The sequence below is a fragment of the Janthinobacterium sp. OK676 genome (genome assembly GCF_900103595.1).
Taxonomy (GTDB): Bacteria; Pseudomonadota; Gammaproteobacteria; order Burkholderiales; family Burkholderiaceae_D; genus Janthinobacterium.
The window spans coordinates 1-23,254 of record NZ_FNHA01000008.1 but is presented as its reverse complement, the minus strand read 5'-3'; the positions used below and the strand labels follow the sequence as shown (position 1 = coordinate 23,254).

General features: G+C 61.8%; 21 protein-coding genes. 4 read left to right on the top strand and 17 right to left on the bottom strand.

Annotation, left to right across the window (positions count from 1 at the left end):
* Position 1: 1 nt before the first annotated feature.
* Positions 2-2,686, bottom strand: a complete 2,685-nt coding sequence (locus tag BLU39_RS16450; RefSeq protein ID WP_092714799.1) for a TonB-dependent receptor — start codon at positions 2,684-2,686, stop codon at positions 2-4.
* 388 nt (positions 2,687-3,074) lie between these two features.
* Here BLU39_RS16450 and BLU39_RS16445 point away from each other — a divergent pair, with 388 nt between their 5' ends.
* Positions 3,075-3,815, top strand: a complete 741-nt coding sequence (locus tag BLU39_RS16445; RefSeq protein ID WP_034759852.1) for a GntR family transcriptional regulator — start codon at positions 3,075-3,077, stop codon at positions 3,813-3,815.
* A gap of 190 nt (positions 3,816-4,005) precedes the next feature.
* Here the strand turns inward: BLU39_RS16445 and BLU39_RS16440 are convergent, their stop codons facing one another.
* The 10 genes from BLU39_RS16440 to rpsP all read right to left on the bottom strand — a co-directional run bounded on the left by BLU39_RS16440 (position 4,006) and on the right by rpsP (position 11,367).
* Positions 4,006-5,469, bottom strand: a complete 1,464-nt coding sequence (locus tag BLU39_RS16440; RefSeq protein WP_092714797.1) for a carbon-nitrogen hydrolase family protein — start codon at positions 5,467-5,469, stop codon at positions 4,006-4,008.
* On the bottom strand, positions 5,466-6,284 hold the full coding sequence (locus BLU39_RS16435) for an AraC family transcriptional regulator (RefSeq protein WP_092714795.1): 819 nt from the start codon (positions 6,282-6,284) through the stop codon (positions 5,466-5,468). The genes BLU39_RS16440 and BLU39_RS16435 overlap by 4 nt, the downstream gene beginning before the upstream one ends.
* A 78-nt stretch (positions 6,285-6,362) precedes the next feature.
* Positions 6,363-6,812: a CBS domain-containing protein gene (locus BLU39_RS16430; protein WP_092714793.1), complete on the bottom strand. Its 450-nt coding sequence runs from the start codon at positions 6,810-6,812 to the stop codon at positions 6,363-6,365.
* Positions 6,813-6,893: 81 nt separating this feature from the next.
* Positions 6,894-7,229, bottom strand: coding sequence for a DUF3579 domain-containing protein (locus tag BLU39_RS16425; RefSeq protein WP_092714791.1), 336 nt, complete (start codon positions 7,227-7,229; stop codon positions 6,894-6,896).
* Positions 7,230-7,433: 204 nt separating this feature from the next.
* Positions 7,434-8,393, bottom strand: coding sequence for a CobD/CbiB family protein (locus BLU39_RS16420; protein WP_092714789.1), 960 nt, complete (start codon positions 8,391-8,393; stop codon positions 7,434-7,436).
* Positions 8,394-8,490: 97 nt separating this feature from the next.
* Complete coding sequence (locus tag BLU39_RS16415; RefSeq protein WP_092714787.1) at positions 8,491-9,150, bottom strand: CoA pyrophosphatase; 660 nt, start codon at positions 9,148-9,150, stop codon at positions 8,491-8,493.
* Positions 9,151-9,231: 81 nt separating this feature from the next.
* The gene (rplS, locus tag BLU39_RS16410) at positions 9,232-9,615 is read right to left on the bottom strand and encodes a 50S ribosomal protein L19 (RefSeq protein ID WP_035825414.1); all 384 of its coding nucleotides are present in this window, start codon (positions 9,613-9,615) and stop codon (positions 9,232-9,234) included.
* A 132-nt stretch (positions 9,616-9,747) separates the two neighbouring features.
* The gene (trmD, locus tag BLU39_RS16405) at positions 9,748-10,494 is read right to left on the bottom strand and encodes a tRNA (guanosine(37)-N1)-methyltransferase TrmD (RefSeq protein ID WP_092714785.1); all 747 of its coding nucleotides are present in this window, start codon (positions 10,492-10,494) and stop codon (positions 9,748-9,750) included.
* A 50-nt stretch (positions 10,495-10,544) separates the two neighbouring features.
* Positions 10,545-11,102 carry a ribosome maturation factor RimM gene (gene rimM, locus BLU39_RS16400; protein WP_034759867.1) on the bottom strand — a complete coding sequence of 186 codons (558 nt, stop codon included), beginning with the start codon at positions 11,100-11,102 and terminating at the stop codon, positions 10,545-10,547.
* A gap of 13 nt (positions 11,103-11,115) precedes the next feature.
* Entirely contained in the window at positions 11,116-11,367 is a 252-nt protein-coding gene (gene rpsP / locus BLU39_RS16395; RefSeq protein WP_076567307.1) for a 30S ribosomal protein S16, read from the bottom strand.
* A 299-nt stretch (positions 11,368-11,666) separates the two neighbouring features.
* On the opposite strand from rpsP, the gene BLU39_RS16390 reads away from it, so the two are divergent.
* Positions 11,667-12,101: an NINE protein gene (locus BLU39_RS16390; protein WP_092714782.1), complete on the top strand. Its 435-nt coding sequence runs from the start codon at positions 11,667-11,669 to the stop codon at positions 12,099-12,101.
* A gap of 125 nt (positions 12,102-12,226) precedes the next feature.
* On the top strand, positions 12,227-12,853 hold the full coding sequence (locus BLU39_RS16385) for a glycine zipper 2TM domain-containing protein (protein ID WP_092714780.1): 627 nt from the start codon (positions 12,227-12,229) through the stop codon (positions 12,851-12,853).
* 199 nt (positions 12,854-13,052) lie between these two features.
* Here the strand turns inward: BLU39_RS16385 and BLU39_RS16380 are convergent, their stop codons facing one another.
* From BLU39_RS16380 to BLU39_RS16355, 6 genes are all read right to left on the bottom strand, one after another.
* Positions 13,053-14,843, bottom strand: coding sequence for an acyl-CoA dehydrogenase (locus BLU39_RS16380; RefSeq protein ID WP_092714778.1), 1,791 nt, complete (start codon positions 14,841-14,843; stop codon positions 13,053-13,055).
* A 92-nt stretch (positions 14,844-14,935) separates the two neighbouring features.
* Complete coding sequence (locus BLU39_RS16375) at positions 14,936-15,868, bottom strand: electron transfer flavoprotein subunit alpha/FixB family protein (RefSeq protein WP_092714776.1); 933 nt, start codon at positions 15,866-15,868, stop codon at positions 14,936-14,938.
* A 121-nt stretch (positions 15,869-15,989) separates the two neighbouring features.
* On the bottom strand, positions 15,990-16,739 hold the full coding sequence (locus tag BLU39_RS16370) for an electron transfer flavoprotein subunit beta/FixA family protein (protein ID WP_092714774.1): 750 nt from the start codon (positions 16,737-16,739) through the stop codon (positions 15,990-15,992).
* A gap of 243 nt (positions 16,740-16,982) precedes the next feature.
* The gene (locus tag BLU39_RS16365; RefSeq protein ID WP_010395510.1) at positions 16,983-17,210 is read right to left on the bottom strand and encodes a sulfurtransferase TusA family protein; all 228 of its coding nucleotides are present in this window, start codon (positions 17,208-17,210) and stop codon (positions 16,983-16,985) included.
* A 238-nt stretch (positions 17,211-17,448) separates the two neighbouring features.
* Positions 17,449-20,058, bottom strand: a complete 2,610-nt coding sequence (gene alaS, locus BLU39_RS16360; protein WP_092714772.1) for an alanine--tRNA ligase — start codon at positions 20,056-20,058, stop codon at positions 17,449-17,451.
* 121 nt (positions 20,059-20,179) lie between these two features.
* Positions 20,180-20,620, bottom strand: coding sequence for a Fur family transcriptional regulator (locus BLU39_RS16355; protein ID WP_092714770.1), 441 nt, complete (start codon positions 20,618-20,620; stop codon positions 20,180-20,182).
* Between the two features lie 158 nt (positions 20,621-20,778).
* Between BLU39_RS16355 and BLU39_RS16350 the strand changes: the two genes are divergently transcribed.
* Positions 20,779-22,830, top strand: coding sequence for a TonB-dependent receptor domain-containing protein (locus BLU39_RS16350; protein WP_175539339.1), 2,052 nt, complete (start codon positions 20,779-20,781; stop codon positions 22,828-22,830).
* The last annotated feature ends 424 nt before the right edge of the window (positions 22,831-23,254 follow it).

The following is a 23,254-nucleotide window of genomic DNA, read 5'->3' as shown; positions in this document are numbered from 1 at the left end:
CTTACAGTTTGGCGCGCAGGCCCAGGTAGAAGGTACGGCCGTTGCTATAGAAAGCGCGTGGCTGATCCTTGTTTTCCGCGTACATCTTGATGGTCGTGTTCGTCAAGTTAAGCGCATCGAACGTGATCGTGAAGTGTTCGTTGATCTTGTAGTTGAGCGAACCGGCCAGGCCGCCCGCGCCGGCAACGTGCTGGCTGGCGCCACGGTCCACGCCCGCCTTGTAAGCGGAACGGTAGTTGTAGGCCAGGCGTGCGCTGAGGGCGTTGGCTTCGTAGAAGGCCGTCAGGTTGTACGTGCTGCGCGATGCATTGACCAGTTCATCACCATTGTCCAGCTTGCCGTCGGCATAGGTGTAGTTGGCCAGGATGCCGAAGTCGCCGAACAGCGGTTGCTGGTAGCTGAATTCCGCGCCCTTGTTCTTGCCGCTGGTATTGAATGGCGACGTGATCTGGTACACGGCATTGGCATTACGCTTGCTGTTGAAGTACGTGGCGTTGACGGTACCGTTCGACACGACCGATTTCAGGTCCATGTAGAACAGGCCCACCGAGAAAGCCGACTTCGGTGCGAAATACCATTCGGCGCTGACTTCGGCGTTGTCCGACTTGACCGGGTTCAAGTTGACGTTGCCGCCGCTGCCGCTCAAGGCGTCGTCGTTCAGCGATACCGAACCGCCCAGCGCGCTGTAGTCGGGACGGGCGATGGTGCGGGCCACGGCGGCGCGCACGACCAGGTCGTTGCGCACGTCGAACTTGATGTTGGCGCTCGGCAGGTAGTCGTTGTAGCTGCGCTCGTACAGATGCTGCGAGTACGCACCCCAGTCGGAACCGGTGATCGGACCGCCGGCCTGGTTCACCAGGGTCGACTGCTTGGTGTGGACGGCGCGCAGGCCGAAGTTACCGCTCCAGTTGTCGCCCGTCAGGTTGGCCATGGCATAGATGGCCGAAGTTTTTTCCTTCAACTTGAACTCGTCGGTCCAGTTATGGCGGCGCACGTAGTCGAACAGGCGGTTGCCCGGTGCGGCGCCCCAGGCACCCAGTGCTGAACCGTCGTACTTGAAGTAGTTGCTCGACAGGTTGCCGCCCAGGTCCTTGGCGAAGTCGCTCGGGTACATCGTGCCATTCCAGGCAGGGCCAGGATTGGAGAAGCCCAGGGCGCCCGGACGGGTTTCAAACGGATGCTCGGCATCGCGCTTGTGATCGGTCAGACGGCCACCGAACTTGACCGAATCCCAGATACCGGAAGACAGGCGCAGCTCGGCATCGATCTGCGCATATTTTTCCTGATCGACGGAACGCGATTCGCCGCCGCCGGCCCATGCCGTCGAACCTGGCTTGGTGGTGGTGCCGCCCGGATAGGAAACGCTGGCAGGGCTCAAGCCATTCAGTTGATACACCATGCCGCCATCGACGTTGTTCTGGTAGTACACATCGTCGCGGTCATAGCCGACGCCGTGGGTCTTGCCCAGTTTACCCGTCAGTGTCAGGTCCTTGGTGGCACGGTACTTGAAGTTGAAATCGAGATAGTAGGATTCGCCGCCAGCATCAGGACGGTAGATATTATCGACCTCGCCTGCGTTCTTGGCGAAGGTGGCGCCGGTCAGCGTGCCATTCTTGACCGTGTAGTTGGTCGGCACCTGGCCCGTCGACACGCCTTTGTCGTCCGTGCTGTTGATCGAGTTGGCAGGCGCGGCCAGCCAGTTGGTATTTTGATGCGGCGCCTTCAGTTGCGAGTAGAAGCCGTTCACGTCCAGGGTCAAGTCCTTGCTGGGCTTGAATTCGACGTCGAACGCGCCGCCTTCGCGGGTTTTCTTTTGCTCGAACAGGCTGGCGCCGATAAAGGTCGGCACTTTCACGCCGGCCAGTTCAGGATGGGCCTTGGCCGCGTTGCTGCCTGCGGCGATCGGCGTGTAGCCGAGGATTTCCTGGCCATCGCGGCGCACGGTCGATTTTTGCGAGAAACCCTGCACCATGATGCCCAGGGTATTCGTGTCATTCTTCCAGTTCACCAGGCCGGAGAACTGCGGATCGGTCTTGCCGGCCAGGTCGTTGTGGAAAGCCTGGATCGAACCTTCCGCCGTGATCTGGTTCTTGAATTCCAGCGGACGGCGGGTGATCACGTCGATCACGCCCGAGACACCGCCTTCAGGCAGGTCCGCCGTGGCGCTCTTGTGCACGACAACGGAACTCACCAGTTCCGATGGCAGCAGGGAAAAGCTGCTGCTGCGGCCGACGTTGCCGCCGAACTGGTTCAGCACGAACCAGTCGCCCGTGCTGATGGCGTGGCCGTTGAACAAGGTTTGCTGGAAGCTGGGGCTGGTGCCGCGCAGGCTGACGCGGTCGTTTTCGCCGAAGCCGCCTTCGCCACCGGCGGACGATTGGGTATTCACACCTGGCAGGCGCTGGATCGCGTCAGCCACGTTACGGTCTGGCATCTTGCCGATATCTTCGGCGGTGACCACTTCCACCACGGAATCCGCATTACGTTTTTGCTTCAGCGATTTTTCCAGCGAGGCACGCACGCCGGTCACCGTCACCACGGTGGCCACGTCTTCGGCGGCTGCTTGCTGCGCCTGTGCCGAAAAGGACAGACCGGCGACCATCACGGCAACGGCCGCAGCGATCGGCGTACGGCTACGCGAGCCCGATTTCACGACGGCAGCTGCAGGTGTCAAATTGCGTTTCATGTACTCCCCCTTGATTTAGGCTCCAGGATTGGAACCTTTTCATTTTTAACGTAGGTCTTCTTTCCAGCCCGCCCATTCTTGCCAGCACGCTGCAGACCCTTCGGCACAACCACTTACAAAACCAATTCAACGCCAATATACTACTATCCAATACCAGAATACTACCAGTTGCAACTTTTTTTTTATAACGTTGTTTGAATCACACAGACCACTTCAGCTGAATCAATCTATAGCCCGTATGGCCGGGGTAAATACCAGCGAGGGCAGGTATAAATTGCCGGCCTGATAATTCAAATTGGTTTTACAACGGTCTTTTTTGGTATTATCCAGCGACACAAAACAGATACAGAGCGCGTCTGCAACGCGCCGTAACGGAGACCCTCAGCGTATGACAACCCTGGCTCACATCATGCAAGGCCTGGGGCAGACGAGCAGTCTGCCCCTGTACCAGCAACTGCAGCGCGCGCTGCGCGAAGCGATCGACAAGCGCATCCTCGGCCCCGACGAAGCCCTGCCGGCCGAACGCCAGCTGGCCAGCGACCTGGCCGTCTCGCGCATCACCGTGCGCAAGGCCATCGATGGCCTCGTCAACGAGGGTTTGCTGGTGCGCCGTCCCGGCTCGGGCAATTTCATCAATACGCGCATCGAGAAAAACTTCGCCAAACTGACGTCGTTTTCCGAGGACATGCGGGCGCGCGGACGCACGCCGCGCAGCGTGTGGCTCAAGCGCGCGGAGGGCACCGTGACGCCGGAAGAGGCCCTGCGCCTGCGGCTGTCGCCGGGCGCGCCCGTGTACCGCTTCCACCGTATCCGCTATGCGGACGAGGTGCCGATGTGCCTCGAGTACGCGACCATCGTCGCCAGCTGCCTGCCGGCACTCGACGCCGTCGACGTATCGATGTATGACGCGCTGGAACAGGCGGGCAACCGGCCCGTGCGCGCCTTGCAGCGGCTCAGCGCGCTTTTATTGACGGGGGAGCAGGCCAGCCTGCTGCAGGCGGAGGAAGGCGACGCGGGCTTGTCGGTGGAAAGGCTGGGCTTTTTGCGCGATGGACGCGCCGTGGAATTTTGCCGCTCCTACTTCCGCGGCGATATGTATGACTTCGTGGCGGAATTAAGTACCAATTAATACCAGTTTCACGCATTTCTCAATACCAGAGAAAACCACTTATTGCAGTGCAATATATAACGGGCATCGCGCCTGTATATGCACTGCAATGGTGAAATGGTGATCGGCCATTATATGGCTGCGCTGCGAATAATATGAAAATGCACGCGCCAGCTGTTTTTTGTGCTCCGCAGCAAAATAGATAATCTCGTCAGGTGGCGGGCGCGGCGCGGCGGCCGACGCACAGCAAAAGCACGCCCAGCGCCACGCACGACCAGCCGAACAGCGGCCCCAGCCATCCTGCCCGGGTGGCGACGGACGGGTGTGCCGGCAGCGGCGCCAGCAAGGTGCCGCCCGGCATGGCGCTGCTGGCCCGCTCCGCCAGCACCCGTCCATACGCATCGCTGACCGTCAGCACGCCCTCGCGCGCCGCGCGCAGCACGGCATAACCGTTTTCCACGCCACGCACCACCGTCATGCGCGCCCCCATCCAGGCGTCGAGCTGGAAATCCCAAGCCGGTACCAGCATCGTTTGCGCGCCGGCCGCGCCATACGCCTGCCCCAGGGCAGCGAAATGCATGTCCTTGCAGATGGCCAGGCCCATGGCCAGCCCCTCCACCGGCTGCACGGCATACGTGCTGCCGGCAAGAAACTCGCGCTCGGGCGGCGCCAGATGGTGTTTTTGGTAGCTGACGGGCGCGCTCCCATCGGGCGCGAACAGCCAGGCCAGATTGCGCCGGCCGGCAGCGTCCTGCACGCCGATACCCACGGTGATCCACGCGCCCGTGTCGCGTGCCAGCGCCTGGAAACGCCGCCGCACGGCGTCCGCCTGCGCGGGCGCCAGCACGGCGATCTTTTCCGGCAGCAGCACCAGCCTGGCGCCCTGCCCCGCCAATCGTTCGACATGGCGCGCGTACTGGTCCCAGATGGCTTGCGCGCGCGCCGGCGGCGTGGCCGGACCGATAAAGTCATCGATGGCCACGAGCCCTGCCAGCGGGCCGGTTGGCGCCGGCGCACCGTGCACGCGCCAGGCGCCGCCGGCGAACGCGGCCGCCAGCAGCAACACGGTCATGCCCGCCGCTGGCGCATACGCGCGGCCTCCCGCCAGCAGCAAGGCCAGCGCGGAGGGCGCCAGGCACAGCAAAAACAGCAGGCCAGGCACGCCCGCCAGGGCCGTCACCTGCAGCACGGCAACGTTATCGGCTTGCGAATACGCAAGACTGCCCCAGTTACCGTCCGGCAGCAGGGTCGCCATCAGGGTATCGATGGCCACCCACAGCACGGGATAGGCCAGCACCGTCCAGGGTGCCCGGTAGCGCAGCACGAGGCGCCGCGTGGCCAGCACCACCAGCATCCACAACAGTGCCTTGACGAGCATCACGACCAGCACGGCCGGCAAGGGCATGAGCAGGCGGAAATAAGTAAAGTTCGATGACAAGCCCAGCATGGCGGCCAGCAACGTCATCCAGGCCGCATCGCGGCGCGACGAACGCAGGGCCAGCCACAGCACGGGCAGCGGCGCGCACCAGGCCAGCGGGCCCAGCGGCTGCGGCCCCAGCACCCAGTACAGGGGCAAGCCCGCCGCCAGCGCGGCGGCAATTTGCAACAGACGCTGGCGCAGCGCGGCGCCACCGGCGAACAGGGCTGGTGCAGACAAGGTATTGAGCATGCTCATGCTTTCAAGGGGAGCCAGATTTCCACGCCGCCGTTGCCGCTGGTGGGATCGAAATGCCGGTCGTAGCGTTCGAAGTCGGGCGCGTCGGCCACTTCCAGGCCCGACTGGGGCAGCCACTCGTTCCACACCGCATGCCAGGTGGTGCGGATGGTGGAAATATGCCCGCGGTGCTGGAACACGGCATAGCGCTGCGGGACGATGCGCAGCCGCATCCAGTCGTCGGGCGCCTGGGAGAAGTCGCTCACCGGCATGGCGCAAAGGTAATCGAAATTGCCTGCGTCGTCATTGTTGCAGCACACGCCATACACCAGCTGGCCGGGCGCCACATGGGGCAGGAAGCGTTGCCACAGGGCGGGAATGCCGGCGGCCGTTTCTGCGCGATACCGTTCGACGAGGCCCGCCACGAGCAAGGCGGGTCCCTGTTCGAAACGGGGCGCTTCCAAAGGCATACCCCGCGCCACATCCATCTTGATGGCGTCGACCAGCGCGAGGTTGGCGACGTGGCGCCGGGCCCGCACCTTTTCCGGCGTGACCTGGAACTGGTCGCGAAAGGCCCGCGTAAATGCTTCATGGGAACTGTAGCCGGCCTGCAGCGCGACGGCGAGGATGTCTTGCGCGCCCTGGGCCAGCGCGCGGGCCGCCTCGCTGAGCCGGCGCGCCCGCACATAGCGCATCACGGAGTGGCCCGTGGCCAGGCCGAACGCGCGCGTCAGGTGACACGGTGAAGCGCCGCCCACGCGGGCGATATCGCCGAGCGAGATATTCTCCGCATAATGCGATTCGATATACCAGAGTGCCTTGGCCAGAGTGTGCATGAACGCTTCCCGTTGAACGAGCAGCGACTGTAGCATTTTCAGGCAGGCGTGACTTGACCGGAATTGCGCAATGCAGGCCTACTTTCTGGTGCGCTTTTCATGTACGAGCTGGCCGCTGCTGATGCGTGCCAGTTCGGCCATTTCCTGGGCCAGGAAGGCAAGCAGGTCGTCGATGCTGACGACGCCGGAAAGCGCGCCCAGGCTATTGACGACGGGCAGGCGGCGGATGCCGTTAACGCGCATGCGTTCGATGATGTCGTAGACGTCTTCGTCTTCGCTGGCCGTGAGCAGCTGCTCGCTCATGATGTCGCCCACCAGCAGGCTGGCGGGGTCGAGGCCCAGGGCGATGACGGAAATGACGATGTCGCGGTCGGTGAGGATGCCGATGGGGACGCGCTCGCCGTTCGGCTGTTCGGCCACGATCAGGTCGCCCACGTGGTGCTGGCGCATCAGCAGCGCCGCGTCTTGCACGCTGGTGTCACGCTGGCAATGGATGGTATGCAGGGTACAGATGTCGCCGATGCGCATGTCGCCACTCCGTTAGAGGCAGAGTGTCCACGCTACGCCAGTCCGCCGTGGCGGGTTTGAGGCAAATCAATTGAAACGATCTTACTTATCTTCGGGGGGCGGCAGGAAGCAGGCTTCGACGATCTGCAGGTCGTTATCCTTGGCAAATTCGCGCACGAAGTGAAACGCCATCGGCTCGATCTCGCGCAGCTTGGTGTTGACCACCACCGACTTGACGCCATTGACGACGGTCGGGCGCACGTAGGGCGAATACTGGAGGTGCGCATTGCGCCCGCCGCCTTCGGGATTGAAACAGGACATCACTCCACAAAGGCGCTCGGCCCAATCGCTGGGTCGGAATTGCTTGCCATTGCTGGTGAGACCAAGGATGAAGAACTCGTCTGAGAGTTCCCCTGTTTTTTGAGATAACTCGGCCATGTGGCTTGTCGGGACTGGATTGCGTGAATGGCCCCGGCGGGTAGGCCGGGCTGGTAATTCAACTACGTTTGCTGCGGTAAGCCAGTATTATATCTTATAGAAGACTTGGGTTCTACCTCGATCTGCCCTGACGATGCAAACAGGGGCCGGCACGCTTGCGCGCCAGCCCCTATTTTAACCCTGTTCCACGCGCCAGGCCCCGCGTCAGCCGAGGAAAACGGCGCCCGACATCAGCAACAGCAGCAGCATCCACAGCAGCAAGGCGCGCCACACAAGGCCGACCGTGCTCTGCAAGGCGCGCGCGCCCGGCTCTTCGCCGGGCAGGATATCGCTTTCGCTGTCGCTGTCATCGACGGCCATGTCCGGCGTGACGAGCACGCGGGCCGCCGTTTCCGCTGGCGTGCCCAGGCGTACGCCCATGGCGCCGCCGCCGGCCGTCAGGATGATGCCGATGGCCTCGTCCTGCCAGCGCTGGGCGAAATTGCGCCAGGCATAGATGGCGTCCTCGAAATTGCCGACCACGGCAAATGCCACGGCCGTCAGGCGCACGGGAATCCAGTCGATCCAGTAAAAGGCGCGCGCGGCGAACTGGCCGAACGCTTCATTGCGCATGTGCTCGGGTTCGTTCCAGGCGCGCGCCAGGTATTCGGCCACGCGGTACATCACGGCGCAGGCAGGGCCCAGCGGCATGAGGAACCAGAAAAACACGCCAAAGACATTGCGGTGCGTGGTGACCAGGGCTTTTTCCACGGCGATGCGGGCGATTTCGCTCGCTTCCATGCCCACCGTGTCGAGCTTGGTCCAGTCGGCCAGCAAGGTGCGCGCGGTCGCTTCGTCGCCGGCGCTCAGGGCCAGCTGGATGGAGGTAAAGTAATGGCTGTAGTGACGGAAGCCCAGGGTCAGGTAGACGATGAGGACGTTCCAGGCAAAGGCCAGCAGGGTCAGCTGATAATGCAGCAAGAGCCAGTAGATGCCTGCCGTCGGCACCATCAGCACGCCGATCATGAGGAACCAGCCCATGCGGCCGTGGTTGGCGTGGCCGGCATTGAACCAGGTCTCCATGCGCATTGCCAGGCTCTTGATTTCGGCGTAGATCGGATTGTCCGCGCGCAAAGGTTTGAGCTGCTCGATCAGCAATGCGCAAAGTATGGAGAGAAATGTCATCAAACGTCCTTTTTGTCTTTTTCAGCAATACCGCAATGCCCGCTACGATAGCGCAGTGCAGTGCTGGAATCAAACTTATTACGTGCGGGGCGCCATTTTACGCGCGCAAGAGGTGAAACAGATTGCGCAGCATGCCGGCGGTGGCGCCCCAGATATAGAAGCGTTCGTAGGGCATGGCGTAGAACGAGCGCCGCCCGCCGGGCAATTCCACCGACAGGCGCTGATGGTTGAGACCATCCATGAGGAAGGCCAGCGGCACTTCGAAGATTTCCGCCACTTCGGACGGGTCGGCGCGCAGCTCGAACGGCGGCGTCACCAGGCCCACCACGGGCGTGACCTGGTAGCCGGTGCCCGTCAGGTAATCGGGCAGGCAACCGAGCACCTCGATGTGCTCGCGCGCCAGGCCCACCTCTTCTTCCGTTTCGCGCAGGGCCGTGGCGACGGGCGACGCATCGAAAGCTTCGCTGCGCCCGCCGGGAAAGCTGACCTGGCCCGCATGGCTGCTCAGGTGGTCGGTGCGCAGGGTCAGCAAGATGGTCAGGCCGTCCGGGCGCTGCACGAGCGGAATGAGCACGGCGGCGCGCACGGGCACGGCGCGGGCGGAAAGAAAATCCTGGGTAATCTCGGGCTGCCAGTCGGGCTGTTCGGCCAGGCGCTGGCGCAGCCACTCGGGCGTCAGGCGCGCGGCGTCCAGCGCCGCTTCGCCGGCGATCGAATCGATGGCTAATTGTTTTGGATCAAATGCAATGGTGGCCATGGCAGCTTGCCTCAATAGCAATTCAGAATAAAAAAAGGGGCACCATCAGAGGCACCCCTTTTTCCAACGCAGACGCTGATATTACGCGCTTGCTTTCGCCACAACGCGGCGATTTGGCAATTTTTCTTTGATACGCGCCGATTTACCCGAACGCTCACGCAGATAGTACAGCTTGGCGCGGCGAACGTCACCACGGCGTTTCACTTCGATCGAAGCGATCAGCGGCGAGTACAGTTGGAACGTACGCTCAACGCCTTCGCCGGACGAGATCTTGCGAACGATGAAGTTCGAGTTCAGGCCACGGTTACGACGGGAGATAACGACGCCTTCGTAAGCCTGGGCGCGCTTGCGCGTACCTTCGACTACGTTGACGCTGACGATAACGGTATCGCCTGGTGCGAAGTCAGGAATCGATTTACCCAGACGGGCGATCTCTTCTTGCTCTAATTGTTGAATCAAGTCCATTTTTAACACTCCGAAAACCATCATGCCGGCGCACTGTGGATAGCAAGTATCCGCCCGGTAGAGGATGGGTATTACCAATTTGGGCAACATGCCCGGCACTACTGGCCACCCTGCCGGCCGTCCGAAGACGGCCTACAGGCTGGCCAAGAATTGTTCGTCGGCCTTGCTAAGCAAGCCGGCGGCGCGCGCACTGAGCAAGAGGTCAGGCCGCTTTGTCGCGGTCGCTTCCAGCATGCGCTGGCGGCGCCACTTGACGATCTCGGCATGATTGCCGCCCATCAAGACGGGCGGCACGGCCATGCCTTCATATGTTTCCGGCCGCGTGTAGTGCGGCGAATCGAGCAAGCCATTGACGAAGCTGTCCTCGATGGCCGATGCCTCGGTGTTCAAGACACCCGGCAACAGGCGGATCACCGCATCCATCAGCGCCATGGCAGGCAATTCACCGCCCGACAGGACGAAGTCGCCGACGCTGATTTCCTCGTCGACGCAACGGTCCAGCAAACGCTGGTCCACGGCTTCATAGCGGCCGCACAGGATCACCAGACCAGGTTCGGCTTTCAGCTGCGTGACGCGCTCGTGCGTCAACGGACGGCCTTGCGGCGACATGAACACCACGCGGGGCGCCACCAGGCCGAGATCGGTCTGGCGTTGCTTCGCGGCATTAATTGTCGCTTCGAGGGGACGGGCCATCATCACCATGCCAGGGCCGCCGCCATAGGGGCGGTCATCCACGGTACGGTGATTGTCGGTCGTGAAATCACGGGGATTCCACAGCGACAAGCCACATTTCCCCTGCTCGAAGGCGCGCCGGGTCACACCCGACTGCGTCAGCGCGGCAAACATTTCCGGGAACAGGGTCACGACATCAAATTGCATCGCTCACCATCCTGAAAACATTGCCCGGCGCAAAATTAAGCGCAGGCGGTTTAATAATCGAGGCCCCAGTCGACCGTGATCTTGCTGGCAGCCTTGTCAACGTTAATGACAAACTGGCCGACAAACGGGATCAGGCGCTCAGGCGCCTTTTCAACGGTCTCATCGGCAGTGGCGACGGGCGTAACGCGCAAGATCGACTGCGGACCGTTGCTCATCATGTCGTGCACTGTGCCGAGGCACTCGCCTTGCAAATTCTCGACTGTCAGTCCGATCAGATCGGACCAATAAAATTCATCGGCCGTCAGCGTCGGGAAATGGCTACGCGGAATTTGCACAGAGACGCCTTTCAGCGCTTCTGCGGCATCCCGCCCGACCACACCCACCAGCTGGGCCACGACGTCGCCGCCGTGTAACTTCGCTTGCCTGACTTGAACATCATGCAAGGTCGGTTTATCAAACCACCAGGTTTTGACGCTTAATAATGCATCCGCGTCGTCGGAGAAAGGAGTGATCCTGACTCCGCCAGCAATGCCATAGGCACCGGAGACATAGCCTACCTGTACCAGGTCATCGGGGACTTTCACCCCGGATGCAGTCTTGACCGTCAAACCAGTGATCTAATTAAGCTGCTGCTTTGCCGTTGCTGGCAACCAGACGAGCAACGGTTGGCGACAATTGTGCGCCAACGCCTTGCCAGTAGGCCAGACGGTCTGCGGTGATACGCAGTGGAACTTCGCCACCTTGCGCCATCGGGTTGTAAAAACCGATACGCTCAATGAAGCGACCATCGCGGCGATTGCGCGAATCAGTAGCGACGATGTTGAAGAACGGGCGCTTCTTGGCGCCTCCACGAGCTAAACGAATAACGACCATAATATTTCCAAAAAGTGTGCTGAGGCGGAAAAAGCCGCAAATTATAGCGCGCTTTACCGCCATGCAGCAAGCGTTATGATGACGGGCGTGTAATTTGGGCTAATCAAACATTATGACCAGTCATGGCCGAAGACGCAATAGGCGCGTGCGTCTATCGTGCCGCCGATGCCACGCCCAGGCGGCGACCAGGCCATGATATTGCGCGACAGCATCGCCTGAACACGGCACGAAAGTGCTATCGTTGCGGCAGGCAATGACCGATACTGGCAATCTTTACCGATGAGCAACTCTGGAGTCCCATGACCACCGCTACCATTTTGCAACAGTCGCACAAGAACAAGGCATTCACCAGCCTGCTGGCCTTTTTGCTGGGCATGCTGGGCGCGCACCGCTTCTACCTGCACGGCGCCAAGGACCGCTGGGGCTGGCTACATCTGGCCGCCCTGCCCGCCAGCCTGCTGCTGCGCCAGCTGTTTCCAGACGCCGACTGGTTTTATCAAATATTGCCGCTGACCCTGTCCGCCCTGGGCGGTTTCCTGGAAGCGCTGGTACTGGGACTGATGCCGGACGACAAATGGGACGCGCGCTACAACGCCGCATCAAGCCGCCAGTCGGACACGGGCTGGCCTCTGGCCGTCGTGCTGGTCGCTACCTTGATGCTAGGCGCGGGCGTGCTGATCGCCACCATGGCGCGCCTGTTCGACTTGCTGTACACGGGCGGCGCCTACGGTTAACTCCCGCGCGGGAATCAACGCAACGCGCGCACATGTAAGTGTTGGTAAGCAATCATGATTTTCCTCTATACTGCATTCACAATGTCGACATTACTGGCACATTTAACACCCCACAGGAGAAGATCATGATTCGTCGCCCACTCATCCTCGCAGTCGCCATCACGGCCCTGTTCAGCACCTCCGCCTTTGCACAGAACCTGTCGCCGAAGGCGCAATACGCGTACGACACGAAACAAGCCAACACGCGCTATGCGGACGACAAGAAACTGTGCGCCGAAGAAAGCAGCTCGAAAGCCCGCATGCAATGCCTGCGCGACGCCAAGGGCGAATACGACCAGGCCATCATCAACGCCAAGGCCGCGCAAAAGGCCGGCAACTCCGGTGTTGCCCAGCAAAACAAACAGCCGCAACACCAGATCTGCGCCGAATGCGGCAAGGTGCTGGCAGTGAACGTCACCGAAAAAGCCGGTGAAGGCGGCGCGCTGGGCATGATCGGCGGCGGCGTGGCCGGCGCCCTGCTGGGCCGCCAGGTCGGCGGCGGACGCGGCAAGGATCTGGCCACCCTGGCCGGCGCCGCTGGCGGCGCATATGCCGGCAAGCAAGTTGAAGGCCACATGAAGAACGCCAAGACGTGGACCGTGACCGTGCAATACGAAACGGGCGCCAAGGCCGACTTCGCGTTTGACCAGGATCCAGGGCTGGCTGCTGGCGACTTGGTGCGCAATTCGGGTAATGGTATTGCCAGAAGGTAAGCTGAACCCAAGAGCAAGGACTGGGGTCGGACCCTCAGGGTCCGACCCCGGCACTTACGTTTGGGGTTAAAAAAAGCGCTGGAGAGTGATCTCCAGCGCTTTTTTGCATTCAGACTGCCTTCAGCAAACTGCTGGGGTCAGACCCTCGCCAACGCTAACATCGAAGCTCGGCGTTAGCGGACGAGGGGTCTAACCCCGGTTAAAACTGCTCTTCCGACAGCGCCATCACGCCGGCGCTGCCGTCGATGATGGTGGCGCGCAAGCCCGGCGCTTGCGACAGGATGTGGTCGGCAAAGAAGCGGGCCGTGGCGATTTTTGCATTATAGAACGCCGCGTCGCCGCTGCCCTCGCCCAGCTTTTGCTGCGCAGCCACGGCCGCGCGGGCCATTTGCCAGCCGCCCAGCACGATGCCGGCCAGTTTCAGATACGGCACGCTGCCCGCAAACACGGCCTTGATGTCCGACTTCATGTTCGCCACCACGTATTCCACCACGGCTTCCAGCGCGGCGCTGCCTTCGGCCAGGTGGCGCTGCATGGCCTGGAAGTCGGCGCCGGTCAGCTCGCCCAGCTGGGCTTCCGTGGCGCGCACCTGGGCAATGATGGCTTTCGCCACGGCGCCTCCGTCGCGCACCGTCTTGCGACCCACGAGGTCGTTCGCCTGGATGGCTGTCGTGCCTTCGTAGATGGTCAGAATCTTGGCGTCGCGGTAATGCTGGGCGGCGCCCGTTTCCTCAATGAAACCCATGCCGCCATGCACTTGCACGCCGTCGCGCGTGACGTCCTGCGACATTTCCGTGGACCAGCCCTTGATGACGGGCACCAGATATTCATACGTCGCCAGGCTTTCCGCGCGCACGTCCGCGTCCGGATGGTGGTGCGCCACGTCGCTGATGGCCGCGCCCACGTAGGCCAGCGCGCGCGCCGCCTCCGTTTGCGAACGCATGGACATGAGCATGCGGCGCACGTCCGGGTGGTGGATGATGGACACGGGGCCGGGCGAACCGGCCAGGTCGCGCGACTGCACGCGGTCTTTCGCGAACGCCACGGCCTGCTGGTAGGCGCGCTCGGCCAGGCCAATGCCTTGCAGGCCCACGCCGAAGCGGGCCGCGTTCATCATGATGAACATGTATTCGAGGCCGCGGTTTTCCTCGCCCACGAGGGTGCCGATGGCGCCGCCGTGATCGCCAAACTGCAATACCGCCGTCGGGCTGGCCTTGATGCCCAGCTTGTGCTCGATGGACACGCAATGGGCATCGTTGCGCGCGCCCAGGCTGCCGTCCGCATTGACGAGGAATTTCGGCACGATGAACAGCGAAATGCCTTTCACGCCGGCGGGCGCGTCCGGCGTGCGGGCCAGCACCAGGTGGACGATGTTTTCCGCCATGTCGTGCTCGCCGTAGGTGATGAAAATCTTCGTGCCGAACACTTTATAGGTGCCGTCTTCCTGCGGCACGGCGCGCGTGCGCACGGCGGCCAGGTCGGAGCCGGCCTGCGGCTCCGTCAAGTTCATGGTGCCCGTCCATTTGCCCGACACCAGGTTTTCCAGGTAGACGGCTTTCTGTTCGTCACTGCCGGCCGTCAACAGCGCTTCGATGGCGCCGTCCGACAGCAGGGCCACGAGGGCGAACGAGATGCTGGCCGAGTTGAGCATTTCAATGCAGGGCGTGGCCAGGAGCTTGGGCAAGCCCTGGCCGCCAAATTCAGTCGGATGCTGCACGCCTTGCCAGCCCGCTTCGCCATACGCCTTGAACGCTTCCTTGAAGCCTTTCGAGGTCGTCACTTGCCCGTCGTGCCAGAAGCTCGGTTCCTTGTCGCTGGGGCCGTTCAAGGGGGCCACCACGCCGCCGCAGAACTTGGCGTTCTCTTCCAGCACGGCTTCGGCCGTGTCGGGCGTGGCGTCTTCGCAGCCGGGCAAAGTGTGGATTTCGGCCAGGCCGGCCAGTTCGTTCATCACGAACAACATGTCTTTCAGCGGGGCTTGATAGCTCATCTTCTTTTCTCCAAGAAAAAAGCCACGCGCGGCTCGCCGTGTGGGGCGGGCCGGCGTGGCTTTGTCAGTAACAAAACCGGAAGGGGTGTGACTTAACCCAGTTCTTTGACCAGTTGCGGCACGATCTCGAACAGATCGCCCACGATGCCGTAGTCGGCCACGGCAAAGATCGGCGCTTCCGGATCCTTGTTGATGGCGACGATGGTTTTCGAGTCTTTCATGCCGGCCAGATGCTGGATCGCGCCCGAGATACCGACGGCGATGTACAGCGATGGCGCGACGATCTTGCCCGTCTGGCCCACTTGCCAGTCGTTCGGCACGAAGCCGGCGTCGACGGCGGCGCGCGAGGCACCCATGGCGGCGCCCAGCTTGTCGGCCAGCGGCTCCAGGATGTGGAAGTTCTCGGCCGAACCCATGCCACGGCCGCCCGACACGATGATTTTCGCGGCGGTCAGTTCAGGACGGTCGGACTTGGCCAGTTCGCGGCCCACGAAGGCCGATTTGCCCGCGTCGGCAACGGCGGCAACGGTTTCCGTGGCAGCCGAACCGCCGGTGGCGGCAGCGGCGTCGAAACCGGTGGTGCGCACGGTGATGACCTTGACCTTGTCGCTAGATTGCACGGTGGCAATCGCGTTACCGGCGTAGATCGGGCGCTCGAAGGTGTCAGGGGAATCGACCTTGGTGATTTCCGAGATTTGCGCCACGTCCAGCTTGGCGGCCACGCGCGGCAGGATGTTCTTGCCGTAGGCGGTGGCTGGCGCCAGGATGTGGCTGTAGTTGCCGGCGATGGCCAGCACTTGCTCGGCCACGTTTTCGGCCAGGCCGTCGGCAAAGTATGGCGCGTCGGCGACGATGACTTTCGTCACGCCGGCGATTTGCGCGGCGGCAGCGGCAGCGGCCGAGGCGTTCGAACCTGCGACCAGCACGTGCACGTCGCCGCCGCACTGGGCAGCCGCGGTCACGGTGTGGTGGGTGCTGCCCTTTAAGGTAGCGTTGTCGTGTTCAGCAATAACTAATGCGACCATGATTATTCCTAATAGTTAGCAAGTGCCGGGGTCAGTCTCTTCGAGATCGGTATCAGTTCCATTGGAACTGATACCCCCGTCGGGTCTGACCCCAGATTTTATGTTTTGGCGGCAAAACCGCTCAGATAACCTTGGCTTCGGTACGCAGCTTGGCGACCAGGGTAGCGACGTCCGGGACCTTGATGCCGGCCGAGCGCTTGGCTGGCTCGACGACTTTCAGGGTCTTCAGGCGTGGCGCAACGTCGACGCCCAGGTCTTCCGGCTTGACGGTCTCGAGCGGCTTTTTCTTTGCCTTCATGATGTTCGGCAAGGTCACGTAGCGTGGCTCGTTCAAGCGCAGGTCGGTGGTGACGATGGCTGGCAAGGTCAATGCCAGGGTTTCCAGGCCGCCGTCGACTTCGCGGGTGACGGTGACTTTGCCGTCTTCCAGCACGACTTTCGAGGCGAACGTGGCTTGCGGCCAACCCAGCAGGGCTGCCAGCATCTGGCCGGTCTGGTTGCTGTCGTCATCGATGGCTTGCTTGCCCAGGATGATCAGTTGCGGCTGTTCTTTCTCGGCCAGGGATTTCACCAGCTTGGCCACGGCCAGCGGTTCCAGTTCGGTCGTCGTTTCCACCAGGATGCCGCGGTCGGCGCCGATGGCCATGGCCGTGCGCAGGGTTTCCTGGCACTGCGTCACGCCACAGGAGATGGCGACCACTTCAGTGACCTTGCCGGCTTCTTTCAGGCGCATCGCTTCTTCCAGCGCGATCTCATCGAAAGGGTTCATCGACATTTTGACGTTGGCGGTATCGACGCCAGTGCCGTCACTCTTGACGCGGACTTTGACGTTATAGTCGACCACGCGTTTGACGGGTACCAAGACTTTCATAGCTATGCCTTTGGGAAATTATAAAAATGACGGATCAAGTGCTGATTGTGCGTTCGATTATAAGAGAAATTTGAATCCTGGACCGAATTTAAGCACGATCGTGCGATTTTTTGTTAGAGCAATCCATCTAAACTGTCCAGCTTCGGGGATTTCAGGGGAGTGCGCCGCTACGCTGCAAGGCAGCAAAAGGGCTGGCGCGGGAAGGAAAACCAGGCCGCGCCACGGCGGCCCCGGCTGGCAGAATTATTTGCGTTGCATCAGGAAGACGAATTCGGTACCCGTCTGCACATGCGACAGCAGGGCATTGCCCGTTTGCTTGGCGAAAGCCTGGAAGTCGCGCACGGAACCGGGATCGGTTGCCATGATGCGCAGCACTTCGCCGCTTTGCAGCTCTGACAAAGCCTTTTTCGCCTTCAGAATCGGCAAGGGGCAATTCAAGCCCCGCGCGTCGAGTTCTTTGTGAAATTCCATAATCTCGGTATCAAGTAGTGTGTCGCTCATCATCAATATCCCACCATATTTGTTGTACTGATTTTCGACATACTACTCTAAATCGGGGGCATTGACGCGCTGCACCAAAATAGTTCATCGGCTGTTGTGGTGTCACAACGAGATTCCACACGGCAAAACGGCCCGCAAACACCGTCTGCGGGCCGTTTTCAAGGGGCTGTGGGGCGAAAACCCCGCATGCCCTCTAGCTTACGCCTTATTACGCGCGTTCGCCGACCCAGGCCGGGACACCGGCCAGGGCGTTCGCTAGGCCGCTCGGATCGGTGCCGCCGGCCTGCGCCATATCGGGGCGTCCGCCGCCTTTTCCGCCCACTTGCCGTGCAACGAAGTTCACCAGCTCGCCGGCCTTGACCTTGGCAGTCGCGTCCGCCGTCACGCCGGCGATCAGGCTGACCTTGCCGTCCGCCACGCTGGCCAGCACGATGGCGGCCGTTTTCAGCTTGTCCTTCAGCTTGTCCATGGTTTCGCGCAAGCGGGCCACGTCCGCGCCGTCCAGCACGGCGGCGAGCACCTTGATGCCGTTGACGTCGACGGCTTGCGTGACCAGTTCATCGCCCTGGCCCGAGGCCAGTTTCGATTTCAGCGCGGCCAGTTCCTTCTCCAGCGCCTTCACGTGGTCCTGCACTTGCCCGATGCGGGCAGTCAGTTCTTCCGGCTGCGCCTTCAGCGCGTTGGCCGCTTCGACCAGACGGCGGTTGATGGTTTGCACCAGCGCCAGCGCGCCCTCGCCCGTCACCGCTTCCACGCGGCGGATACCGGCGGCAACGCCGCTTTCGCCCGTGATCTTGAACAGGCCGATGTCGCCCGTGCGCTGCACGTGGACGCCGCCGCACAGCTCTTTCGAGCTGCCGATGTCGAGCACGCGCACTTCGTCGCCGTATTTCTCGCCGAACAGGGCCATCGCGCCATGCTTGACGGCATCGTCAAACGACATCAGGTGCGCTTGCGTGGCGCGGTTTTCCAGGATCTCTTTATTGACGATGGTTTCCACGGCGGCGATCTGCTCGGCCGTCATCGGCGCATTGTGGCTGAAGTCGAAACGGGTCTTGTCCGGATCGACCAGCGAACCCTTTTGCGCCACGTGGCTGCCCAGCACTTCGCGCAAGGCCTTGTGCATCAAATGCGTGGCCGAGTGGTTGCGGATCGTGCGCGCGCGCTTGGCCGTGTCGACTTGCGCCGAGACGGCGTCGCCCACCTTCAGCACGCCCGACTCGAGCACGCCGTGGTGGCCGAACACGTCGGCCTGGATTTTCAGGGTGTCGCTGACGGCAAAGCTGCCGGCGCCCGAGGCGATCACGCCCTGGTCGCCCACCTGGCCGCCCGATTCCGCGTAGAACGGCGTCGTGTCGAGCACGACGATGCCATCCTGGCCCGCCTTCAGTTCCTGCACAGAGGTGCCGGCCGCGTACAGCGCGACGACCTTGCTGCTGAACGTCAGTTGATCGTAGCCGACGAAGGTGTTTTTCTCGCCCGTGTACTCGACCTTGCTGTCCTTGTGCGTCTTGCCGCCCTTGCGCGACAGCTCCTGGCTTTCCTTCAGGGCCGCGTCATAGCCGGCCTGGTCGAACGTGATATTGCGTTCGCGGCAGATATCGGCCGTCAGGTCCGGCGGGAAGCCGTAGGTTTCGTACAAAGTAAAAGCGGTGGCGCCGTCGATGCCCGTGGCATCCTTGGCCAGCTGCGCTTCCAGCACTTTCATGCCCGTTTCCAGGGTTTCGCCGAAACGCTCTTCCTCGGCTTTGAGCATGTTGGCGACGTTGTCTTTCGCTTCTTCCAGCTCCGGATAGGCGCCGCCCATCTCGATGGCCAGGTCGGCCACCAGCTTGTAGAAGAACGGTTTCGTCTGGCCCAGCTTGTGACCGTGGCGCAAGGCGCGGCGGATGATGCGGCGCAGCACATACGCGCGGCCTTCGCTGCCCGGGATGATGCCGTCGACGATCATGAAGGCGGCGGCGCGGATGTGGTCGGCGATCACGCGCAGCGACTTGTTTTCCAGGTCCGTGGCGCCCGTTTCGCGCGCGGCGGCGCGGATCAGATGCTGGAACAGGTCGATTTCATAGTTCGAATGCACGTGCTGCAGCACGGCGGCCAGGCGCTCCATGCCCATGCCCGTATCGACGCATGGCTTCGGCAGCTTGTGCATGACACCGGCTTCGTCGCGATTGAACTGCATGAACACGAGGTTCCAGATTTCAATGAAGCGGTCGCCGTCTTCGTCAGGCGAGCCCGGCGGGCCGCCAGGAATGTCGGCGCCATGGTCGTAGAAGATTTCCGTGCATGGACCGCATGGGCCCGTGTCCGCCATCTGCCAGAAATTGTCCGAAGCGTAACGCGAACCCTTGTTGTCGCCGATGCGGATGATGCGCTCGACAGGCACGCCGATTTCCTTTGCCCAGATATCGTAGGCTTCGTCATCTTCGATATAGACGGTGACGGTCAGCTTGTCAGCCGGCAAGCCATACACCTTGGTCAGCAGTTCCCACGCGTATTGAATCGCATCGCGCTTGAAATAGTCGCCAAAGCTGAAGTTGCCCAGCATTTCAAAGAAAGTATGGTGGCGCGCCGTGTAGCCGACGTTTTCCAGGTCGTTGTGCTTGCCGCCGGCGCGCACGCAGCGCTGCACGGAAGTAGCGCGCGTGTACGGGCGGCTGTCCGTGCCCGTAAACACATCCTTGAACTGCACCATGCCGCTGTTCGTCAACAGCAAGGTCGGATCGTTGCCTGGCACCAGGGAGCTGGAACGGACGATGGAATGGCCCTTGGACTCGAAAAATTTGAGGAACTTGTCGCGGATTTCAGTTGATTTCATGTTTTTTTGGCAAAGAGTGGCGGCAGCTTTAAAGGGAAGATTATACGTGATCTAGGTACGGGAATTGGCGCCGGGCGGGCAGCATTGTTGCAAGCCTGCCCGGCAATGCCCCCCTGTCCGTTCACGCCGGGTCGTGGTGACTGGCGCAGGCGTGCGGGGCTGTGCCAGCCACACTGGCGCCGGCGGCCGCATTGCAGTCGGCGCAGCGGCCGTACAGGGTCAGTTCGTGGCGCTCGACAACAAAGCCTTGCGGCGCCATGCGCTTCAAGTCGCCCGGGCAATCATGCACGTCGAACACGCGCTGGCACGTGGTGCACTGGAAGTGGTGGTGGTGGTGATTGGCAACCGTGTTCGACTCGTAGCGCGGGTTTTCGCCCGGCAAGGTCACCACGTGCACCTTTTCTTCCAGCACCAGCGACTTCAAGTTGCGGTAAACGGTGGCGATGCCCAGCTGCGTCACTTGCAAGCTGGCCTGTTCGAGGATTTCCTGCGCCGACAAGGGGCGCTGGGCCGACTCGATGGCGGCTTGAATGGCGGTTTTTTGACGTGTTGTGCGTTCCATAGCCAACAGAATACACCATCCGCCTGTATCTCCCTGCCGGAAAAACTGTCACACAGTAATGATAATGGGTTATCATTATCAACTTAGGGCAGGCCATTTCACGTCAACGCACTGCCCCAACCCTGCCAACACCGATAGCGAATAAGGAATTCCTGCCCATGTCCGTACGTCCACAGCAACCCACTCCCCTCGCGCTGGCCATCATGCTGGCCTTTGCCGCTCCCGCCAGCGCGCTGGCGCAGCAGGCGACAACCTTGCCTGCCGTCACCGTCTCGGCCAGCGCGCTGGCCCTGGGCAGCGACGACATGAGCACGCCCGTCACCGTACTGGAAGGCGAGGAACTGGTGCGCGCCCGCGAGGCGACCCTCGGTGAAACCCTGGCGGGCCAGCCCGGCATCACGTCCAGCCATTTCGGCGCCGGCGCCAGCCGCCCCATCATCCGCGGCATGGATGGCCCGCGCGTCAAGGTGCTGTCCGATGGCGCCGAAGTGCAGGATGCGTCAACCATCAGCCCCGACCATGCTGTCGCGGCCGAGCCGATGCTGTCGGAACAGATTGAAGTCTTGCGCGGTCCGTCCGCCCTGGCCTATGGCGGCGGCGCCGTCGGCGGCGTCGTCAATGTGATCGACAAGAAAATCCCCACGCGCGTGCCGGCGAAAGGCTTTGAAGGCAGCGCCGAAGTGCGCGCCAATTCGGCCGCGCGCGAAAAGGCGGGCGCCTTTGAAGTGACCGGCGGCTCCGGCAACATCGCCTTTCACGCGGAAGGCGTCAAGCGCGACGCCAAGGAATACAAGGTCGGCAGCGGCTGGGAAGGCGGTTCCAGGGTGGCCGGCAGCTACAACAAGACGGACACGGGCAGCGTGGGCGTGTCGTGGGTAGGTCAGCGCGGCTTCCTGGGCCTGGCCTTCACCAGCCAGCACGCGGAATACGGCTTGCCCGGCCACAACCACGAATTCGAAAGCTGCCACCCGCACGGCACGCACCTGCATTGCGGCGGCCACGAAGGCCACGATCACGGTGATGAAGAGGAACACGACCATGCACACGAAAGCGTGCCCTACGTGAAGCTGAAGAGCGAGCGCTGGGACGTGCGCGGCGAGTTGCGAGATCCCGTGCCCGGCTTCGCCAAGCTGCGCCTGCGCGCCGCGTTCACCGACTACAAGCACGATGAAATCGAAGGCAGGCAAATCGCCACTACCTTCAAGAACAAGGGCCACGACGCGCGCCTGGAAATGGAACACCATCCCGTCTTCGGCTGGCGCGGCGTGGTCGGCCTGCAAACGTCGAAGCGCGATTTCTCCGCCCTGGGCGAAGAAGCGTACGTGGCGCCGACGGTCACCAAGAAACACGCGGCCTTCCTGGTCGAGGAATACAAGCTCGACCAATGGCGCTTCGAAGCGGGCTTGCGCCACGAATGGCAAGACATCACGGTCGACAGCGCCACCTTGCAGGACCGCAGCGCCAAGGGCACCTCGGTCTCGCTGGGCGCCGTGTGGAAATTCGCGCCCCAGTATTCGCTCGGTTCGACCATTTCGCGCACGCACCGTTTGCCGAGCGCCGAGGAACTGTATGCGCACGGTGTGCACATGGCCACGGCGACCTATGAACTGGGCAATCAAAACCTGGGCAAGGAAACGTCGAACAATATCGACTTGACCTTGCGCAAATATGCGGGCGCCACGACCTTCTCGGCCAGCGCCTACCGCAACAAGGTGGACAATTATATTTTCGGTTCCACCCTGGACAACCACGAAGGCTTCCAGCTGATCCAGTACGCCCAGCGCGACGCCACGTTTACGGGCGTCGAAGGGCAGATCCGCCAGCAACTGAACCCCATGTTCGGCGCCAGCGTGTTCGGCGACTACGTGCGGGCCAAGCTGGCCGACGGCGGTGGCAACTTGCCACGCATCCCGGCACAGCGTTTCGGCGTGAAGTTCGACGCCAACTGGCAGGCATGGAGCGGCGTGGCGGAGTTCCACCGCGTGGGCAAGCAGGATAAAGTGGCGGCATTCGAAACGGCAACGCCGGGCTACAACATGCTGAACCTGTCCGCCAACTACGACACGCGCATCGGCACGACGCCGGCGCAGTTCTACATCAAGGCGAATAACCTGACGAATGAACTGGCGTACAGTCACACTTCGTTCATCAAGAATGCGGCGCCGTTGACGGGGCGCAACTTGACGGTCGGCATGCGTGTAACTTTCTAAGCTGTTTGAAACGTAGGTCGGCTTAGCGCGCAAGCGCGTAAGCCGACAACACCAGCGGCGCCAACAATGTTGTCGGATTACGGCGCTGCGCGCCTAATCCGACCTTGTATTATTCCCTTCATGCCGTTCGTGATATTGCGAACGGTATCGACCGCTGTCAAAATCTTGGTAGGCATATCAAGACCGGGTAACTGGATGCCGTATCCGCCCTTAGGCTCCGAGCCAGTTTCGTAGATCTCGCACCAGTTACCCATCCTCAATGTCAAGATCGGACAGTATCTTTGGCACCGGCATGCCGGTTAGCCCGCATTCACAAGGTAGATCGCAAGAGGAGCACAGCATGTTTAATCTGGGAATCGACGTTGCCAAGGCAAAGCTCGACTGCGCGCTGCGCCTGCCCAATGGCAAGCATCGTAACAAGGTA

Coding starts and splice junctions, on each gene's coding strand:
- alaS (WP_092714772.1), bottom strand. CDS start 20,058: ATGAAATCAACTGAAATCCGCGACAAGTTCCTCAAATTTTTCGAGTCC.
- BLU39_RS16385 (WP_092714780.1), top strand. CDS start 12,227: ATGATTCGTCGCCCACTCATCCTCGCAGTCGCCATCACGGCCCTGTTC.
- BLU39_RS16370 (WP_092714774.1), bottom strand. CDS start 16,739: ATGAAAGTCTTGGTACCCGTCAAACGCGTGGTCGACTATAACGTCAAA.
- BLU39_RS16375 (WP_092714776.1), bottom strand. CDS start 15,868: ATGGTCGCATTAGTTATTGCTGAACACGACAACGCTACCTTAAAGGGC.
- BLU39_RS16440 (WP_092714797.1), bottom strand. CDS start 5,469: ATGAGCATGCTCAATACCTTGTCTGCACCAGCCCTGTTCGCCGGTGGC.
- rplS (WP_035825414.1), bottom strand. CDS start 9,615: ATGGACTTGATTCAACAATTAGAGCAAGAAGAGATCGCCCGTCTGGGT.
- BLU39_RS16450 (WP_092714799.1), bottom strand. CDS start 2,686: ATGAAACGCAATTTGACACCTGCAGCTGCCGTCGTGAAATCGGGCTCG.
- BLU39_RS16425 (WP_092714791.1), bottom strand. CDS start 7,229: ATGGCCGAGTTATCTCAAAAAACAGGGGAACTCTCAGACGAGTTCTTC.
- BLU39_RS16430 (WP_092714793.1), bottom strand. CDS start 6,812: ATGCGCATCGGCGACATCTGTACCCTGCATACCATCCATTGCCAGCGT.
- BLU39_RS16350 (WP_175539339.1), top strand. CDS start 20,779: ATGTCCGTACGTCCACAGCAACCCACTCCCCTCGCGCTGGCCATCATG.
- BLU39_RS16380 (WP_092714778.1), bottom strand. CDS start 14,843: ATGAGCTATCAAGCCCCGCTGAAAGACATGTTGTTCGTGATGAACGAA.
- BLU39_RS16420 (WP_092714789.1), bottom strand. CDS start 8,393: ATGACATTTCTCTCCATACTTTGCGCATTGCTGATCGAGCAGCTCAAA.
- trmD (WP_092714785.1), bottom strand. CDS start 10,494: ATGCAATTTGATGTCGTGACCCTGTTCCCGGAAATGTTTGCCGCGCTG.
- BLU39_RS16390 (WP_092714782.1), top strand. CDS start 11,667: ATGACCACCGCTACCATTTTGCAACAGTCGCACAAGAACAAGGCATTC.
- rpsP (WP_076567307.1), bottom strand. CDS start 11,367: ATGGTCGTTATTCGTTTAGCTCGTGGAGGCGCCAAGAAGCGCCCGTTC.
- BLU39_RS16365 (WP_010395510.1), bottom strand. CDS start 17,210: ATGGAATTTCACAAAGAACTCGACGCGCGGGGCTTGAATTGCCCCTTG.
- BLU39_RS16355 (WP_092714770.1), bottom strand. CDS start 20,620: ATGGAACGCACAACACGTCAAAAAACCGCCATTCAAGCCGCCATCGAG.
- BLU39_RS16445 (WP_034759852.1), top strand. CDS start 3,075: ATGACAACCCTGGCTCACATCATGCAAGGCCTGGGGCAGACGAGCAGT.
- BLU39_RS16415 (WP_092714787.1), bottom strand. CDS start 9,150: ATGGCCACCATTGCATTTGATCCAAAACAATTAGCCATCGATTCGATC.
- BLU39_RS16435 (WP_092714795.1), bottom strand. CDS start 6,284: ATGCACACTCTGGCCAAGGCACTCTGGTATATCGAATCGCATTATGCG.